General features: G+C 48.6%; 18 protein-coding genes. All 18 read right to left on the bottom strand.

The window, feature by feature from the left end:
• Positions 1–39 precede the first annotated feature (39 nt).
• The 18 genes from C8K58_RS18585 to rpsA all read right to left on the bottom strand — a co-directional run bounded on the left by C8K58_RS18585 (position 40) and on the right by rpsA (position 18,774).
• Positions 40–825, bottom strand: coding sequence for an AglZ/HisF2 family acetamidino modification protein (locus C8K58_RS18585; RefSeq protein WP_108574039.1), 786 nt, complete (start codon positions 823–825; stop codon positions 40–42).
• Between the two features lies 1 nt (position 826).
• Positions 827–1,441 carry an imidazole glycerol phosphate synthase subunit HisH gene (gene hisH, locus C8K58_RS18580; RefSeq protein WP_108574038.1) on the bottom strand — a complete coding sequence of 205 codons (615 nt, stop codon included), beginning with the start codon at positions 1,439–1,441 and terminating at the stop codon, positions 827–829.
• Positions 1,438–2,580 carry an N-acetyl sugar amidotransferase gene (locus C8K58_RS18575; protein WP_108574037.1) on the bottom strand — a complete coding sequence of 381 codons (1,143 nt, stop codon included), beginning with the start codon at positions 2,578–2,580 and terminating at the stop codon, positions 1,438–1,440. The genes hisH and C8K58_RS18575 overlap by 4 nt, the downstream gene beginning before the upstream one ends.
• A 33-nt stretch (positions 2,581–2,613) precedes the next feature.
• On the bottom strand, positions 2,614–3,906 hold the full coding sequence (locus C8K58_RS18570; RefSeq protein ID WP_108574036.1) for a hypothetical protein: 1,293 nt from the start codon (positions 3,904–3,906) through the stop codon (positions 2,614–2,616).
• 81 nt (positions 3,907–3,987) lie between these two features.
• Positions 3,988–5,274, bottom strand: coding sequence for a lipopolysaccharide biosynthesis protein (locus C8K58_RS18565; RefSeq protein ID WP_178087833.1), 1,287 nt, complete (start codon positions 5,272–5,274; stop codon positions 3,988–3,990).
• Positions 5,264–6,484: a hypothetical protein gene (locus tag C8K58_RS18560; RefSeq protein ID WP_133822132.1), complete on the bottom strand. Its 1,221-nt coding sequence runs from the start codon at positions 6,482–6,484 to the stop codon at positions 5,264–5,266. The genes C8K58_RS18565 and C8K58_RS18560 overlap by 11 nt, the downstream gene beginning before the upstream one ends.
• A 126-nt stretch (positions 6,485–6,610) precedes the next feature.
• On the bottom strand, positions 6,611–7,372 hold the full coding sequence (locus C8K58_RS18555; protein WP_158277078.1) for an oxidoreductase: 762 nt from the start codon (positions 7,370–7,372) through the stop codon (positions 6,611–6,613).
• On the bottom strand, positions 7,365–8,060 hold the full coding sequence (locus C8K58_RS18550; protein ID WP_108574033.1) for a cytidylyltransferase domain-containing protein: 696 nt from the start codon (positions 8,058–8,060) through the stop codon (positions 7,365–7,367). The genes C8K58_RS18555 and C8K58_RS18550 overlap by 8 nt, the downstream gene beginning before the upstream one ends.
• Complete coding sequence (locus C8K58_RS18545) at positions 8,057–9,079, bottom strand: Gfo/Idh/MocA family protein (RefSeq protein WP_108574032.1); 1,023 nt, start codon at positions 9,077–9,079, stop codon at positions 8,057–8,059. Before C8K58_RS18545 ends, C8K58_RS18550 begins: the two co-directional genes overlap by 4 nt.
• Positions 9,076–10,122, bottom strand: coding sequence for a nucleotidyltransferase family protein (locus tag C8K58_RS18540; RefSeq protein ID WP_049709357.1), 1,047 nt, complete (start codon positions 10,120–10,122; stop codon positions 9,076–9,078). The genes C8K58_RS18545 and C8K58_RS18540 overlap by 4 nt, the downstream gene beginning before the upstream one ends.
• Positions 10,119–10,808 (bottom strand): acetyltransferase, encoded by a 690-nt coding sequence (locus C8K58_RS18535; protein WP_108574031.1) that lies wholly within the window; start codon positions 10,806–10,808, stop codon positions 10,119–10,121. The genes C8K58_RS18540 and C8K58_RS18535 overlap by 4 nt, the downstream gene beginning before the upstream one ends.
• The gene (neuB, locus tag C8K58_RS18530; protein WP_108574030.1) at positions 10,808–11,890 is read right to left on the bottom strand and encodes an N-acetylneuraminate synthase; all 1,083 of its coding nucleotides are present in this window, start codon (positions 11,888–11,890) and stop codon (positions 10,808–10,810) included. The genes C8K58_RS18535 and neuB overlap by 1 nt, the downstream gene beginning before the upstream one ends.
• Before the next feature lie 3 nt (positions 11,891–11,893).
• Complete coding sequence (gene neuC, locus C8K58_RS18525) at positions 11,894–13,048, bottom strand: UDP-N-acetylglucosamine 2-epimerase (RefSeq protein ID WP_108574029.1); 1,155 nt, start codon at positions 13,046–13,048, stop codon at positions 11,894–11,896.
• Positions 13,045–14,196 carry a LegC family aminotransferase gene (locus C8K58_RS18520; protein ID WP_108574028.1) on the bottom strand — a complete coding sequence of 384 codons (1,152 nt, stop codon included), beginning with the start codon at positions 14,194–14,196 and terminating at the stop codon, positions 13,045–13,047. The genes neuC and C8K58_RS18520 overlap by 4 nt, the downstream gene beginning before the upstream one ends.
• A 9-nt stretch (positions 14,197–14,205) precedes the next feature.
• Positions 14,206–15,186 carry an NAD-dependent 4,6-dehydratase LegB gene (locus C8K58_RS18515; protein WP_108574027.1) on the bottom strand — a complete coding sequence of 327 codons (981 nt, stop codon included), beginning with the start codon at positions 15,184–15,186 and terminating at the stop codon, positions 14,206–14,208.
• A gap of 1,038 nt (positions 15,187–16,224) precedes the next feature.
• Positions 16,225–16,521 (bottom strand): integration host factor subunit beta, encoded by a 297-nt coding sequence (gene ihfB, locus C8K58_RS18505; protein WP_003218804.1) that lies wholly within the window; start codon positions 16,519–16,521, stop codon positions 16,225–16,227.
• Between the two features lie 131 nt (positions 16,522–16,652).
• Entirely contained in the window at positions 16,653–16,937 is a 285-nt protein-coding gene (locus C8K58_RS18500) for a hypothetical protein (RefSeq protein WP_108574025.1), read from the bottom strand.
• Between the two features lie 151 nt (positions 16,938–17,088).
• Positions 17,089–18,774, bottom strand: a complete 1,686-nt coding sequence (rpsA, locus tag C8K58_RS18495) for a 30S ribosomal protein S1 (RefSeq protein WP_027604177.1) — start codon at positions 18,772–18,774, stop codon at positions 17,089–17,091.
• Positions 18,775–18,893: the final 119 nt, after the last annotated feature.

Below are 18,893 nucleotides of genomic sequence, written 5' to 3'. Positions count from 1 at the left end.
TCTTGTGTAAAGAATCAATCTTCTACTGCGATGAATAAATCAATGTGTAGGATGTAATGCCGAGAAAATAAACTTCTCTTTTTGAGTGATATCAGGATAGCTAATTAGCACTGCTCGATAAGGCCCTTTAAAAACAAAAAAACTACCGGCGGCAACCCCGACCACGCCACAACTCGATATCACCGCCCTCATATCATCTAAGGACCCCGCGCCGCCAAGGATCGTCACAGGAGTATTTACAGCCTTGCGCAACTGCAGTGATAGCTCGAGATCGTAACCTTTCATGCGACCGTCGTTATCAATAGAGTTAATGACAATTTCCCCTGCGCCCAGCGCCTCCATCTCTTTGGCCACATCGAGTACATTACGTTTTGTATTGACCTTGCCATTATGCGTCCAGACATCATGTTGCTTGCTGAGCAGACGCTTTTTGTGATCTAGCACTACAACTACACTTTGGCGACCAATCTCATTCGCTATTTGAGTCACCAACTGCGGATTTCCCAAAGCGGCAGAACTAATGGCCACTTTTTCTACGCCGGATGCAATTATTTTCTGGGCCTGACCCACCGTCCTTATGCCGCCACCGTAACAAAGCGGCATTCGGCATTCTGCGGCCAAAATAGCTATTTGTTTATAATTAGGTTCACGATCAGTAACTGTAGCGTCGATATCCAAGACGATTAGTTCATCAGCCTCTTTCTCATTGAAAATCTTCACCGCATTGATCGGATCCCCCACATACTTGGAGTCCTTAAAGCGTACTGTTTTAACCAACCCGCCGTCTTGAATTAATAAACAAGGAATAATTCGAGGTCTTAACATTTCATAGTTCCGCGAAATTTTTAAGAAGCGCGACACCAAAGTGATGGCTTTTTTCCGGGTGAAACTGGACGCCGTAGATATTATCCACAGAAACCGCGCAGCTGAAATTAAGGCCATACTCGGTTCGAGCAGCTTCATGCACCTTTTGCGCACACTCAAAATAGAAAGAGTGAAGGAAGTAAAACCTTGCCTCCGACTCCAACCCTTTAAACAAAGAATGCCCAGATTGCGACTCGATGTCATTCCACCCCATATGCGGCAGTGGCAAATGGGACAGTCCTGTCACTGAGCGAAAATGTCGCACGCGCCCCGGAACCCATCCAAGACCAGGAAGTAAACCCTCTTCACTGCTGTCCGCAAGCATTTGCATACCCACACAAATACCAATGACAGGAATCTTTCTTACTAGAACCAATTCATCAAGCGTCGCCCGCATTCCTGAAGCGTTCAACTGCTCCATGGCGTGGTCAAATGCACCGACCCCCGGCAGGATGAGCTTGGTGGCCGCACTTAGATCCTCCGTCGTTCGAGCAACGGTTACAGGAATGTGCAAGCGCCTATACACATTCACAAAAGCCTGAATATTTCCTAGGCCATAATCAATGATCGTGATCATCTAAACAGTCTTCTCTCCAACCCCAGTGCAGACAAAACACGGGCTCCTAGTCCAATCATAAAGCGTTTGTTCTTGTAGTCATGAAAGGTTTTATTTTTTCCGTCAAACAGTTCCTGCAGGCCCGCGACAGTTAAATCTAGCTTGCTTGCAACATATTCAAATTCCGATTTCAGGAATTGCTCGCCCAGTTCCGGCTTGGAAATACGCTCCAGCGCGGCTTCACGTGTCATTTGCCCGGTCATGATAAGGCTGGAAAAATGCGCGCGGCGTTTCTCATAGCCGAATTTACGAGGCATCCAGTAATCCTCATAGAACCGGGTAAAACGCGATTCATGATGTTTGTGCTGAAACTTCTTCCAACCAAACAAACGCTCTAGAGTCGCCTCAGCATCGTGTTTAATGTAAGGCACCAAATTCAGCGGACGCACCACCTGCATGCCCAAAACGTAACGGTAGTAAATCTTGTAGGCCAATACATCTACAATCGGAAAGCTCTTCAACTTCCGTGAACCGAACTGGCGGTGAATATCATTGATCAGTGTTTTGTCGATACCTGGATAGGCGCCCCACTCCTCTGGCTCGCGGCAGCACTCAGTAGAGAAATTTCCACCCGTGAGTACGTACTTGATTTTGTGAGCCTTGGCGAACTTGTATAAGCCAGAGAAGAAGGCGGTGTCTTGTGGGATATCCTGATCGGCCACCTGAGCCTTGAGAAACGCAAGTTGAAGGCTTTTCATCTCTTCCCAGTTGATCACTTCGGTGTACAGATCCAGCCCCAAGCCATCAACTAGCTTCTCGATATTACCAACTGCTTGGTCCGTGTTCCACCCGGCATCAACGTGGAAAAGCAGGGGGCGCAAACCCATTACCTCCTTGGCTAAATAGCTCACATATGAACTATCTAACCCGCCACTTAAGCCAATAATACAATCGAAATCTCGACCCTGCCCATCCTTCTTTATTTTTTCGCTCAATTTCATGAGTTCTGCACGGCCACGTTCATTAGGGTGCCAGTTAGGCAATATAGCCAAATCAAAGTTTACGCAGTAATCACACAGCCCTTGTTCATTGAAGTGGATATGCGGATCGCTACTATCCATAATACAGCGAGAGCACATTTGATAGTCTTTACCGCTCATACCCACTCCTTTAAAGTAAACATAACGCTCATTCTATTTTTTACAACCCAGTGCGTCTAATTTTGACTTGATTGACTCCAGAAGGCCAGAAGAAAACGCCGGGCTCAAATCCAATGGATGGAGTATCGCAGAAATCCCTGACGCGGCGTACTCAATCACCAATGTAGAGGGGTACGCTATAAGAAAATCGACCTCCGGGAAGATCTCCCGCCCCTCGATGATTCGCCACGCGACACGCCTCACCGAATCCGCGGTACCAGCGGTGGGATGCGGTTTATAATAAAAAGCCACATCGTAAGCCTGGACTAAACTATTAAGTAGCTGTATATGTAAACCTTGGCAAATAGGGTGCCCAACAAATAAAACCTTAACCGCACTTGTCGAGTGAAAGGCGGTCAAGTTGATCGCCGGGCTAAAATGCGTAAAAGTCACACCCTGCCTTACACAACTAGAAGACAGGATTTCCCTTTCAAATATTTCTTGAGAAGCTTCATTATATACAAAAAGCGCTGCGACACTTTTCAACTTATATCTGAGCTCAAATGGCAAGATAGAGTTGGATAACTGCTCTACATGAGTAAGGCCAGAAAGCGAACCATGCTGTACCAATACTAATTGCGGCACCAAAGCATTTTCAAGTCCAAGCGATCTTTTGCGTCGAGAAACTACACTGTCCGCAAGTACAGCCCATCTATCATAATGTTCTGCAATGATGATCTTATTTATGTCAACCCTATCAAACGCGATTCGAACAGCAAACCAACGAAACGCAGTATAACTTTGCAGCGCCCACTGTCGGATATCTTTACGGCAAGCGATTTTCCTCGAGGCAGTTACAGCGCACACAAAAGCGTTTAAAAGGTCTTTACCATCCACAAGTGAAAATACATCTATCTTCTTTGTTGTTTCCATAGACTTAATTGCTACCCATGGAAAAGTTATCCAGCACCTCGGTTCGAAAGCGAGAACCTGTGAAGTCAATACGTCGCTCGCACGTGACGAAAATGCGACCGCGTACTCTCCCGATTGACAGCGCTCGCTTATCAAACCGGAAAGACGCCGAGAATACCTATAAAACACCAACATTTCATAAAAGAAAAATAATGACGCCCCCCCCATACACCAAACACGCTTCAACACCATCATTAAAGTTTTGAAGAGAACAGGTTGCTTTACGAACCTGCTGATAACCTTGGCGGGGCGTGGAACAAAACCTAAACTCTCAGGAGTAACCCCCGCGAGTTGATAGACACTCTCATCAATAGAAATTTCATTTTGAGTCGCTCGGATATAATCCGCAACAAACTTTAACGATTTTTTATTCATTGAGTAACCGCCAAAATCTTCCTACTTTTCATGTGAACGATATACCAATTGATCATATAAAACCTCATATACGAAGCCATCTTACGTGCTCACGCAGAGATCCTGGTTTCGCATCATTAAATAGTAAGCATATAGCTTCCAGACCAGTATCAGACCAAATGCGAAACACATCGATACAGGAACAGCATATACGCCTTCTCTACCCTCTAGAAGGTAAGCACCGAATAAGAAGACTACCAACCCAGCCAGTTGACTATACAGCAGCGGTTTATCAAATCCAAAGGCATAAAGCCCAAGATGAGGAATCATACTCACTGAATATATCGCGACCGCCAATAACAACCAATACAGAATATTGACGTTTTCAGAGTAGATATTATTATTCAACCAATACAACACATAACCACTGACCCCGTAACATGCCAACACCAAGAGCACTGTAACCACCACAACATTCAAGGCCAACGTCTTCATGTCTTTATTAAATAATAATAAATTTCTTTGTTTCGCAGAAGATACCAGCTTTGGATAAAAAAATACGATCACACCTGCGTCTAGAAAGGAAAGTACTGCAGATGCCATACCTACGAACAACACGTAGGCCCCCAGTACTTCAAGACTCGCAATACTCTCAATCCAGTACCTATCGAACGTAAAGACCCCTCTCATTGCAAGGCTAGCAATTAATAGTGGGATCGCGATTTTTATTCCTCTAACTATCCAAATCCAGTTTATTTTGTTGCGCAGCGATGCCTTATCAAATGCACAAATCTTTCTAATCGCTAATATACAACCTAGCGAGCAACCTATGACCCACCCACCTAATAAAATATCCAAATTACGCGCAGAAGCATCAACCCACATAATTGCAACAACGGCCAGACACCAAGCGCCGCTACGCAAAAACAATACTACACTGGCCAATAGCTGTTCAGAAATAGCAACCAAGATACGATTAAGCTCTTGGGCTATATGCTCGAGCAGTGCCAAGACTAAAAACCAAAAAACGTGCGACCAAGGAAGCCATCCCATATAGAAGATGAAAAGCGCGCCGGGTAGAAATACACAATACAAAATCACATAGAACGTCAGTTGATCGCGGATCATCCCAAGCCAACGCTTGGGGTCCTCCCCAATCATTTCTCGTGTGGAAAAATTATAAAACTCAAAACCAACGACATAAAGTGCATATCCGATAGTAGCAGATAGCAATCCATACAAGCCAACGTCGCCCGCCTGAAGAAACTTAGCAAGAAAGAAGAGCAATACAAACTTGCTTACAAGCGTCATACCACGCAGGGTGATATTAGCAATACGAACTCCGTTTTGTTTCAACATAACCCCAACCGCCAGGCGTTCATACTTCATGGCATTTTTGCAACATCGGATCAGGTCTTGACCTCCGAGAAAACAACAGTCGTCGTCCTGCCCAAATACAGACATAGAAGGCCATATTAAAAAGCGCTATCCACTGAAACATACTTCCCCTAAACATACTTAAAAACAACAATAGTTCAGACACATAGATAAAAAGTAATACAGGACCACCTCGAAACCTTAAATAATATAGCGTACAAATATACAGAGCACATAGGACTACAGGAACCACCCAAAAAATGTAATTACCATAATTCAAATACAACTCAGTTTCTATAGGCCATTGTTGCGTGGCAGACTCATTAAACCACTGGGATGGGTAGTAAATAGAGGTTAACCACCGACTGATATCGTGCAAATACCCTTCTGATGGAATCCCGACGAAAGTTAGCCATTTTTTAAACGGAAAATCAAACGTCAAAAAGAAATCTGCCGGCATATCTCTCAACACCATATCATGCAAAAATATAGTATTAAAATAGCTTAAAAAGTACTCCAGCAACATTCCTGGCGTATTATAAAACCCGTTGGATCTGAAATACATAGCAAAACTGAACAACAGAACAAACCCGACAAATATCAGTCCTGCCTTGAAAACTGTCAATTTAAAAGTACACAACCAAGGTAAACTAAAAAATATCAGAAAATAAAACATTCTGCTTTTTATCCCTTGAATATAGGCACAAAATACTAACACCACCAACACTAACAATACTAAAGGTACATTGAGGCTTTTCTTCGTTCGCCAATGGACACCCAGTGCAAACGAAAGGAAATTAGCGCCCATCAATAGCAAAAAATTAAGCAACCCATAACCTTTCTTTTTCTCGAGATAGGTTTTGCTGTAATCATTGAACCAGGCATCTACCCCACCTGTGACTTGGAAAAAATACATCCCCCCCAGTAAAATTGCTAACGCGAGAATAGCGATCCCGATAGGCCTTATCTGATACTCGAGGAATATATCGGGGGCGCGGCGACGGTCTATCACCAATTCAAATAGGCGAGTAATTAAAAAGAAAAGCGTAAACACATAAGCATACGACAATACCGCTTCATTAGAGAGAGCAGCCCAATCATTTATCTTCCCCCATGGAAGCACATAATGCCAGTTCAAAGCTTCAAGAATATAAAAAAGTGTACCTGGAAAAACAAAATATAGAAAATAACTCGCAAACACTATATTGGAAGGACTCAGCACGCGTTTATTTCTTAATAGAAAAAAAACAAAAAGCATATACCCGATTACAAGAAGTACCATAAGCTCAACGCCCCAGTAATAAAGCATTGCTTAATTGGAGGCGCTCTGACAAAAATGAAGTAGGCCTCACAATGAAAACCCATCATCAACCACTATATTTTGGCCATTCACATATTTGGCATTTTCAGAGAGCAAAAACAGGACCGTGCCAGTAACATCTCCAATATCAAGCATTCCTTTGCCCATACAATGCGCTTTATATTTTTCCAAAAAAGCCTGGGGCTGATTATCAAAAATACCACCAGGGCTTACGCAATTTGATCTGAATAGGCTATTCGAAACGTAAGCCGTCAGGTATTTGCTGAGCTGTATCACACCTGACTTTATCGCTGCATATTCAACAGGCATTGTCATGGCCGTGTTTTCATACACCTCAAATCGGGGCGCAATTACTCCATAAACGGAAGATATATTAACCAGCGAGAACGGGTGTTTCTCTCTTTCAAAATAAGCAGCGCACTGTTGCATAAACAGAAACGTCGCACCGAGATGAAGAGAAACATTTTCATTGAAATGTTCAAGCTCTACATCAAACAGCTTTGCACCGTAATGCTTATTTCTTGGATAAGCACAATTAACGGCTCCATCCAAACCCTCTACACTTTGAAAAAACAACTTTACTGCGCCGGAATCATTTAAATCAAGTTCTATGATTGTCAATTTATCAGTAGCGTTGAATCCAGCTAGTGCCTCCAGACGAGAGGTCATGACTTGCCTGTTTATATCTGCGGCGATGACAGAGGCGCCTTGTTCAATCAAAGCCAGTACAAGATTCGATCCGAGCAACCCTCCCGCTCCCGCAACAAGAATTGTTTTATGTTTAAACATACGGATTATCCTTACTTTCTAAAAACAACTCTGCCAGTTTGAAATCGTAGATATCATCAATGTCGACTGCCCGCTCGCGTGGCACTACAACAGACCTTACACGACCTGAAAAAATACGATCATTGGACATAATGAATTTGGGACGAGCCACATAGGCCACTGTCGTCATGTCATAAACTACCGGAGCGTCTTGACGACGGTTCACGTGAGCGCCCGAGCACACCAACTGGCTAGCGCCTTCTTCATCCCGAACGACCATATTAAAATACGGACTGCGAGATGCCGGGGTAACCGTAATGACTACATCCGTTTGCTCATCGAGGCTCGCTATACAGTGTTCCACGTCCCCTGTACTTCTCAAGGGGCTTGTAGCGGGCAAGCTCACGAATACACTAAAGTCGTCCCCTTGAGCCTGCAATGTTGTGATCGCATGCCGCCAAGCTAGCCATTCTGGTGAGCTATCCGTTGCCAGTTCAGCAGGCCTCATGATCACTGTCGCTTGGTAGGCTTCGGCCACAGCCGCAATATCCACAGAATCCGTTGAGACAAACACCTTCTCGATACCCGGCGTTTGCTGAGCGATACTGATGGAGTGTACTAACAGCGGTTTCCCCCCCAGTGGCTTTATGTTTTTTCCCGGTAATCCTTTAGAATTACCTCGTGCAAAAATGAAAGCATAAACACTCACGCTTGAATATCTCCAATTCTTACCACTTGCCCCAACAACGCAGACGCCTTCATCGCCTCAATCAATCGCAGGGTCTCAAGTCCATCACTGACACTAATAGCGGGGCGCGCTTGCCCTTTTACAACTTCAGAAAAGTGACGCAGTTGCTCAAGGTACATTTCGTTCCTGTCGTACTCGCGGTCCTCGAACAATACCGTCCGCTCATTCACACCAGTACTTAGGACGACTGTATTATTTATAATATCCCATACCAACGTTCCGCGAACGCCGATAACTTTGCACATGCGCACGGGGGCTCGCTGTAAAAAGTCCATATGCACTGCAACTGTAAGAAGATCCTCACGCACTAACAGCGCGTCTGCAACATCCTCCACATCTACATCCAAGGAACCAGTGTTTCTTGAGATGCAATAGGCGCTCTCAAACGTTCCAAATAGCCAGCCCAGATAGTCGAGATCATGGCTAAGCTCAAGCAACACCCCCCCTCCCAACTCTTTACGAGCGGAGACATTATTACGATAATTCGTCGTAGGGCGCCAATCGGGCAGGTATTGACCGACGTCCACACTGACACCTAACAATGCCCCTACTGCCTGCTCATCCAGCAACGCCTTAAACTTCACAGCAGAAGGCATGAAGCGTAGATTGTAGGCGATTTCAACTTTATCGTAGTGTGCTAGTAACGCACGCTCTCTGCTTAGAAAGTGCTTTAATGAATCAGAGAGCGGCTTTTCAATTAACACTGGGATACTTTGCTGCAGTAATTGCGCCGCATGCTCCACATGCCAAGGCGCAGGTGAAGCAATAATAGCGAACGTAAATTGCTCGGCGAGTGCCTGAGTCAGTGACTCATATATCACAACGCCATCACCCACTTCCTCTTTAGAAATAACCCTACCCGATGCAGAGACGCAACCTATAGTCACGTTCTCGCCGCCGAAGAGTGTTTTGAGATTTGCGAGATGACGTTTTGCGATGCTACCACTGCCGATGACTAAGTAATTCGCCTGTACGCTCATAGCCCACCAAACTCTTGTTGCGCACGCTGAAAATCTTCCATACGCCCAATATCCAGCCAGTATTCATGAACGGGAAACATATTAACATCTCGGCCTGCCGCGATTTCCTCTTCCAAAAGAGTGGGCATGTCCACACGAGTTTTCGCAGCCACGCTTTTTACTAACTCAGGAGAGAGCAAATAAATCCCGGCATTGATGAAAAAGTGATGAACCGGCTTTTCTACCATAGAGCGAATACGATGACCATCACTTTGTATTACACCATACGGGACGCAGTACTCGTATTCACGAACACACATCGTAGCCGCGCCCTGATGTTCTTGATGAAATTCAAGAAGATTTTCAAAGTTCAGCGTGGTCAATAAATCCCCGTTCATCATGAACAGAGGAGCGTCTATTTCATCGTGAGGTAACAGTCCTAGTGCTCCGCCAGTTCCCAACGGTTCATCTTCATGAATGTAGCGAATGGAGACCCCCCACTGGCTGCCGTCGCCAAAATGTTCTCGAATCATTTCTGGCATGTAATGCGTAGAGATGAAAAACTTATGAAAGCCGGAACTGACAAATCTTTCGAGAATCAGCTCAAGAATTGGCTTATCGCCAACCTTTAGTAAAGGTTTTGGACAGTTATGGGTCAATGGACGCAATCGCGTGCCAAACCCCCCTGCCATCAAGAAAACCGGATTATCACGACGCCTACGGGTCAGCAACTCATGCAATGTCTCAAGTCCAATAACTGTGCCGTCAGCATCTACGACCGGCAATTGCAGTAACTGGTAAGTATCCATGACAGCCATGATGCGCTCCCGGCTCCAACTCGGACCCGCCGTACGTGGTTTAGAGCACATCACATCACTGACCTGAGTGGTCAACGCCTTCTGCTTCAACAAAGCCCGACGTACGTCACCATCAGTTAGCGTACCTAACAAGCGGCGCTCCTGATCTACAACCATAACAATACGCACCGCAACCCGATCAAGCGTCGCGATGGCCTCCTCCATTGAGCACTCTGGACCGACGAGCGTTAACTCCCACTGCTTCATTGTTTACCTTCTTTATGTTTCTCGTCGGGAACGGATCTGGAGCGAGCCGTGGGTCCTAATAAAATACTGTCGGCCGGCAAGTCACGAACCATGACAGTCCCGGCGCCCACAACGGCGTACTCGCCCAGCGCCAGCCCTTGAATTACTGTTGCACCGGCACCTACAAATGCACCGCTGCCTATTTGAACATTGCCACACAGTGTAGCGCCGGGTGCGATGTGCACATGGGCAGCCACGTTGCAATCGTGATCCACGCTAGCCCCGGTATTGATGATGGTATTACATCCGAGGGTCACATCCGGCTGGATAACGGCGCCCGCCATTATCTGTACTCCCTGGCTTAGAACAGCGGACTCATCAACAAACGCCGTAGGGTGCACAAGTGAAGGAAATTGAAATCCCTTGCTCACTGCCGATTCATAAAGGACTCGTCGAAGATTACTTCCCACTACCTGACCGATGCCGTTTATCAGACCAACGCGCGTACGATCAAGCTGGTCCAACACCTCATCTCCACCCAACACGGCGAGCCCGCGCCATTCAAAGATGCCCAAACGATGAAGCTCTGGATCACAGACGCCTATTACGTGCAGGCGAGACGCGTTGGCGAGTGAAAGCAATACTTTCGCGTGCCCTCCGGCACCGAGCATCACCAGGTGCCGTAATGTGCCTAGTGACTGGCTCATTACTTGATGATCTCACCGGCTTGCACTGCAAACTCGCTACGGGTACCAACCAGTTCCCATAAGGCAGCGGCTGGAAAACCCGAGCCGGCGCGAGCGGTTGTCAAATCGTCCCTGCCAATGATCGAGCCTTGTGCAATATCACGCGCAGCCACAACCTGCTGGCGTGCAGCTTTGCGGGTGTCCCACTCGCTGGGCTGAGGCGCCTTGCAGGCATCGCCTAATGCCAACTCCAGCACACGGATCTGGCTGATCATCGCTTTTAATTCATCAGGCTCAAGTGAGGCCTTGTGATCTGGCCCCGGCATGGAGCGATCCAGCGTGAAATGCTTTTCGATGACCTTGGCGCCTCGCGCTACTGCCGCGACTGAAATCAAGCCGCCTTCCGTATGATCAGAATAACCAACTGCCAGATCGAACGCCCTTAGCGTATCCATTGCTCGCAAATTCACTTCCGCCCAGGGCGTAGGATACTGGGAGGTACAATGCAACAACGTGACATGCCCTGTGAGGCGCGCCCGTGCTTGCGGCTGACTCCAGTTTTTCCAAACCTCGTCTAGGTTCACGGGTTCTCGATCAGCTACCAAAGCATGTGCGACGATAGCAAGGCCCTGTTCAACCTCGCTCAATGTAGCCATGCCCGTCGACAGCACAAGCGGCTTTCGGGTATGCGCAAATTGCCACAACAATGGGCCGTTCGTGAGTTCGCCGGAGGGCACCTTGAAGAACGGTAGATTCATCTCACATAGAAACTTCAGACTATCAGTGTCGAACGCTGTAGATAGAAATTCAATGCCGCTGCGATGCGCATGCGCCTGAAGATCCGCGTGCCATTCCTTGGGCAACTCGAGCTTTTTAAGCATGGCAAACTGGCTTTCTGCCGCGTCGGTTGTCTGCTTTTGGTAAGTGGCCTTGGGAGCGGACTTCGACGCCAGACGGGCGGCATCAAAAGTTTGAAACTTCACAGCATCAGCACCCGCTGCGGCCGCCGCGTCAACGAGGGCAAACGCAAGATCACGCTCACCGTTATGGTTAACGCCTGCCTCAGCGATGATGTAGACCGAGTCGTGGTTGGATGCTTTCATGGTTTAGCTCAAATCGTGAAATGATTTGTGGTATTCCCCGTTGAAACGCTCGAGGACGTCCACGATGCAGCGCGCAGCATCGCCGGCGCCGTAGGGGTTAACCGCCTGTTTGCAGGTTTCAGCGAACACCTCAGTCAGTGCTAGGTGTACTGCGTCCGCGATGGATTTGGCGTCAGGCGAGCAATTTATGACCGAGGCTGAGGATAAACGCCCGGTCTGTCGCGCACCTATATTGATCGTCGGTACTCCAAAAGCTGGCACTTCGATGATGCCACTCGATGAGTTGCCTACAACTGCGTCAGCCAGAGCGACCACGCTGAGATATCGCCGAAATCCGAGCGAAGGTATTGCTTTCACGCGGTCGGGGCTGCGCTGCGCGTACTCCTCCAGCAGGGGAATTATCGCGCGCCCCCCATTATCGGCATTGGGGTAGGTGATAATGACCTTGTGCCCTGAAAACTGATCAAGAGCCGATAACAACGCGTTAAAGCTTTGGATCGGATCTTCTTCGGACAAAGTAACCGGATGATAAGTCACCAACAGGAACGGCCTATCCAACTTGAAGTCCAGACTCTGCGACAATTCGTCTAGAGTCATTCGCGGACTGCGCAGTAAATGATCCAGCCCTAGGGCCCCTACGTTAAACACACGCTCAGGTGACTCCCCCATCTGAATCACACGCTGCCGATACGGTTCAGTGGATACAAAGTGGAAGAATGCCATCTTGGTGATAGCGTGTCGGATCGCGTCGTCGTAGGCACCCTCGGTAATCTCGCCACCATGCAGATGCGCAACTGGAATCTTCATGATCAATGCCGCCTGCACGATTGCAAGCGCTTCAAACCGATCCCCCAGCACAATCAAGATATCGGGCCGCAACCGGTCCAGCGCGTCGGCAAAGCCCAGCGTGCCGAGGCCCATCGACTTGACAACACCAACGTCAGTATCAGAAGACAGAAGCATTTCTACTTTTGCATCAATGGTGAATCCGTCGGCGTCTATATCCTTCCAGGTTTCACCAAACTCAGGCGAGAGGTGCATGCCACTCACAATCACTTGCAGCGTCATGCTCTCGCTGGCGTGAATGTCTTTCATCAACCAATAGAGCAAACCGTACTCGGCGCGCGTGCCGGTGAATACGGCAACGCTACGCTTCAAACCTGCAACTCCGGCACAACGCTACTCGGCAAATTCACGACCCGCTGCTCAAGCCATAACGCGTTGGTCAAGTCACCTTGCAGGCTTGAAGAGTACGCCGCTAAATGACTCATTAGCTTCCATATCGGTCGCGTCATGACACCAGCCTGATTGCTGAAAGCCAACAACTCGTCGCGGTGCTTGAGGTCCTCACAGATCACTGCATTAAGCCAATAGTTGGAACGACACCCTTGGGGTTCTACAACGAACTGGAGAGGGCCACCTTCTAAGAAGGACTGGTAACGGCTCGCAAGAACACGCTTTGCGGCAATAAAAGAGTCCAACTGTTCAAGCTGAGCACATCCTAAAGCCGCGTTAAGGTTGGGCAAGCGATAATTGTAGCCCACCTCATCATGGACGTACTCATAAGGGTGAGCTTTTTTCGCAGTGGTGGTCAGATGCTTTGCCCGTGCCCCCAGCGCTTCATCAGTCAGAATCATGCCACCACCACCTGTAGTGATGGTTTTGTTCCCATTGAAACTCAATGTACCAACAGCGCCAAATGTTCCTGTGTGGCGCCCTTTATAGAGGCTACCTAAGGACTCGGCAGCATCCTCGACCAGTACCATCCCCCAGCGAGCGCAAACTTGAATCAACAAGTCCAACTCCACAGGGTGGCCAAACGTATGCATGGGCAGGCAAGCACGAATCACCCTGCCATCACCTTTGACCCGGCATATGCCATCGTCATCCAGGTACGCAGAGTCCTCAAGCCAGCGCTCCATGGCTACCGGAGACAGCCCCATTGTGTGCTTGTCGACATCAATAAACACGGGGTCGGCACCGCAATACGCAATGGCATTACACGTCGCCACGAAGGTGAGCGGCTGAGTTAGCACCAAATCACCGGCCTTGACACCCGCCAGCATCAAGGCGATGTGCAAGGCCGCAGTTCCGTTGACGGTCGCCACTGCTCGCGGACTGCTGGTATAGGCTTCCATGTCTCGCTCGAATCGATCAACAAAAGCACCAACGCTGGAAACAAACGTCGAATCTATGGTCTCGTTAACGTAGCGTTTTTCGTTCCCACCAAATATTGGCGCATGCAGAGGAATGAAGTCATTGGTGCGGTATTGCTCCCGCACAAATTTCACCAGAGAGTCGAGCATGACGGCGCCTCAGACGTTGTAGAGATCGGCTTTGTATTTGGCCAGGTTTTCAGGCCGAGTAAACCAATCAATGGTTTCTTGTAGCCCTTGGCGGATCGAGTACTGCGGCTTGAATCCGGTAAGGCTCTGAATCTTGGAGTTATCACACCATAATCTGAACACTTCCGATTTTTCAGGGCGCAGACGCTGATCGTCCATCAGGAACTCGACATCACTGCTCATCAACTCACGTATCAGCTTCAGCGTATCCCCCACAGTGATTTCAAAGTTTGAGCCGATATTGACGATCTCGCCGACAGCCTTGTCGCAGCGTAGGAGTTCGAGAAAGCCGCGGCAGGTATCAGCAACATAGTTGAAATCACGGGTGGGTGAAACATCACCGAGCTTGATCTGCCTCTTACCACTGGCAATTTGCGTGATGATTGTAGGAATGACAGCACGTGCAGATTGGCGAGGCCCATAAGTATTGAATGGGCGAGCAATGGTCAGAGGCAAATCAAAAGCGTTGAAAAAGCTCATGGCCATTGCATCGGCCCCCATCTTCGAGGCGCTGTAAGGTGACTGCGGCTGGAGTGGGTGGTTCTCATCGATAGGGACGTACTGAGCAGTGCCATAGACTTCGCTGGTAGACGTGTGGATCACCCGCTGCACACCATTATCAATCGCAGCCTGGCAAATATTCAGAGTGCCTTTTACATTAGTGTCCACATAACTGTCGGGTGCTACATATGAATACGGAATAGCGATTAAGGCAGCAAGGTGAAAAACCGCGTCAACATCTTTGGTGATGTGTTTGCAATAATGCGGATCACGTACATCACCGTTCAATACTTCAATATCTTTCAGACAGCTGACATCCTCAAGCCATCCCCAATAGTTGAAAGAGTTATACTGAGACAACGCTTTGACTTTGTACCCTTCCCGGACCAAGAGCTCCGTCAGGTGCGATCCAATAAATCCATCTGCCCCGGTCACCAAAACTGTCTTCATCACTTCACCTTAACTTTAAACCTAACTGCGGCATAATTTCGCTATGTGGCACGAGCAAAATATGGATCCCACGCCAACAACGCATGCATTCACCGCTTGCTTAATCTAGGAATGCACGGAATTTTGTCTACCGACAATTTACAGACTTTGCCCCCATAAAACTAGCATTTAGGCTCCCCAGCGCCTGCCGAACGAGGCCCAGCCTAGCTTCAGAAGCCACTCTCACGCCTCAGCCAACCCAAAAGCCAACCCATGGCTTAGAGAAAGCACACATCAAGATGCCACCACCCATACTGCCATCGTCGGCGATAGATCCGGGGTGCAAGCACCCTCTATCATATTGAAAATCCATGCATGAACAACTAAAAATTTTTAACAAAAACCTGATCATCACCCAAACTTTAAAAAACACTCAACAACTACGAGAACGACAATCTCAGCAACATAAAAAACCAGAAAGATCACAACCCACCAACAGCCAAACCCAACTCATTAAAATATTTCCCAACTTACAATCACCACCAATAAGAAAATCCCATAAGAAAATCCCAAGACTGCACCCAACATAAACAGACCAGCACATACACTCTGCAATTGCACAAAGCAGAAAAATAAGAATACATTAAAACCACGAGCACGACGCTCCGCACTGCCAGCGGCGCACTTTGAGATATTCTGTAGCCTACCTCATCGCAGCACTACTTCGGCGGAGAGGCACCCCACCCGAGAGACTCAGTATTTAGCGACCCCGCGGTAACGACGCACCACGCTGCTAGCGATCCGAGGAAACTGACCGGCGATGGGTCCTACGCCGAAATACAATACCAAGAAGCGGCCCGGTCAGGAGACCGACAACCAAGGAGAGCATAATAAAGACAGATACTGGAATTTGCGGAGTGACCAAACCCAGGAAGGAAAGCGTTTGAACTTGCTGGTTTTCCAGCACAAACACCAAAACACTGAACGCAAGCAAAAGCAAAATTATCACCAGCAGAGCTCGCTTAGCTTGATACATACTCCCTCCTAATCAAAATCGGCTCAAACACCCTCTTCCTCATCCTCATTCACCCGATCCCGCAATTCCTTCCCCGGCTTGAAATGAGGCACAAATTTCCCATCCAGGCTCACCGACTGCCCAGTCTTCGGATTCCGCCCTACCCTTGGCGCGCGGTAGTGCAGCGAAAAACTGCCAAACCCACGGATCTCAATTCGATCCCCGGTCGCGAGGCACTGGGACATTTGCTCAAGCATGGTCTTGATAGCCAGCTCCACATCCTTGGATGAAAGCAGCCCTTGATGGGTGACAATTCGTTCGATCAACTCCGACTTCGTCATATTTTTCCCTTCTTTTTCAAGCAGCTAGGAAAAGCGCTTCGAAGGTTTTAGCATGACTTGATGAATTTGAACAGCCCATCTACCAACTTATCTGCCGTTTGAATAACGCCCGCCATGAGCGACCCACACTCTCAATTGCAGATCACGAGCATGGTACGAGTGACCGCTCCTGCAGGGTTCCAACCGAACAAGTAATCACCCTCTTCGTCCTTGGCGTCGCTGGATCTGGTGATGACCTTATAGCCCTGCATCCTGCATTCGCGGGCGGCGCGTTTCTCGCACTTATCCCAGCTGTTGCCCAACCCCGAGCAATCGACCTCAATGCCGCTGACACCGCGCCTCGCGTGAGTTTTGGCGCTGGTAACGGAACAGCCTGCAAGCATTACCACTGCGAACACCACGATAAGCCTGTTCATCGAAATCCTTAAAAACACGGGAGGGCCTTTATCAATACTCTATTCAGCTCTGACACCAAGGCGTCTGCCTTGGTTCTTGCGTGTTGATTCAACGAATTTCAGGCACAAAAAAGGGCGACCGAAGTCGCCCTTTTTAACAGCCTTACAGAACTTAGTTCTGTTTAGCCATTGCTTCGCGCAGCAGGGAGGCCATGGTGGTCTCGCCTGTTGCAGCTTCCGGAGCCGATTTCAGGCTCTGGATGGCTTCTTTCTCTTCCACTTCGTCTTTCGACTTGATGGACAGCTGGATCACGCGGCTCTTGCGATCGACGCTGATGATCTTGGCTTCTACTTCCTGGCCTTCTTTCAGAACGTTGCGCGCGTCTTCAACGCGGTCACGGCTGATTTCGGAGGCTTTCAGAGTCGCTTCGATATCGTCGGCCAGAACGATGATGGCGCCTTTGGCGTCAACTTCTTTCACAGTGCCTTTAACGATTGCGCCTTTGTCGTTCTCTTGAACGTACTCGGAGAACGGATCGCTTTCCAGTTGCTTGATACCCAGGGAGATGCGCTCGCGCTCTGGGTCAACCGACAGGATAACGGTGTCCAGCTCGTCGCCCTTCTTGAAACGACGAACAGCTTCTTCGCCAACTTCGTTCCAGGAGATGTCGGACAAGTGAACCAGGCCGTCGATGCCGCCGTCCAGACCAATGAAGATACCGAAATCGGTGATCGACTTGATGGTGCCGGAGATTTTATCGCCCTTGTTGAACTGGCCAGAGAAATCTTCCCATGGGTTAGATTTGCACTGCTTGATGCCCAGGGAGATACGACGACGCTCTTCGTCGATATCCAGAACCATGACTTCCACTTCGTCGCCGACTTGTACGACTTTCGAAGGGTGGATGTTCTTGTTGGTCCAGTCCATTTCGGAAACGTGTACCAGGCCTTCAACGCCTTCTTCCAGCTCAGCGAAGCAGCCGTAGTCGGTCAGGTTGGTAACACGCGCGGTGACGCGAGTGCTTTCTGGGTAACGGGCTTTGATAGCGACCCATGGATCTTCACCCAGTTGCTTCAGGCCCAGGGAAACACGGTTGCGCTCGCGATCGTATTTCAGAACCTTGACATCGATCTCGTCGCCAACATTGACGATTTCGGAAGGATGCTTGATACGCTTCCAAGCCATGTCGGTAATGTGCAGCAGGCCATCGACGCCACCCAGATCGACGAATGCGCCGTAATCGGTGAGGTTCTTGACGATACCTTTGACTTGTTGGCCTTCCTGCAGGGATTCCAGCAGAGCTTCACGCTCGGCGGAGTTCTCTGCTTCCAGGACGCTGCGACGGGAAACGACAACGTTGTTGCGCTTCTGGTCGAGTTTGATGACCTTGAATTCGAGTTCTTTGCCTTCCAGGTGCGTGGTGTCGCGCACAGGACGAACGTCGACCAAAGAACCTGGCAGGAACGCACGGATGCCGTTAACGTCGACAGTGAAGCCGCCTTTAACCTTACCGTTGATAACGCCCTTGACCACTTCTTCAGCTGCGAAGGCTGCTTCGAGAACAATCCAGCATTCAGCGCGCTTGGCTTTTTCACGGGACAGCTTGGTTTCACCGAAACCGTCTTCAACCGAGTCCAGAGCAACGTGAACTTCGTCACCGACATTGATTGTCAGATCACCAGCATCGTTGTAGAACTGTTCCAGCGGGATCAGAGCTTCAGACTTCAGACCAGCGTGAACGGTTACCCAGCGAGCTTGGTAATCGATATCAACGATAACACCGGTGATGATGGAGCCTGCCTGAAGGTTCAGGGTTTTTAGGCTTTCTTCAAAGAGTTCCGCAAAGCTTTCGCTCATTTTAATTCCTGTTGATAAGGGCGAAGAATACGCCCATCTCCACACCCCAGACGGTGTGGGTCAGTTTCAGTTAAAAGAAGCCACCGCAGGACTATGACTGGTCCCCTGCGGCCTTCTTG

The sequence above is a fragment of the Pseudomonas sp. GV047 genome (genome assembly GCF_003058245.1).
GTDB lineage: Bacteria > Pseudomonadota > Gammaproteobacteria > Pseudomonadales > Pseudomonadaceae > Aquipseudomonas > Aquipseudomonas marginalis.
The sequence above is the reverse complement of the archived record's forward strand: the minus strand, read 5'-3'. Positions and strand labels throughout refer to the sequence as shown.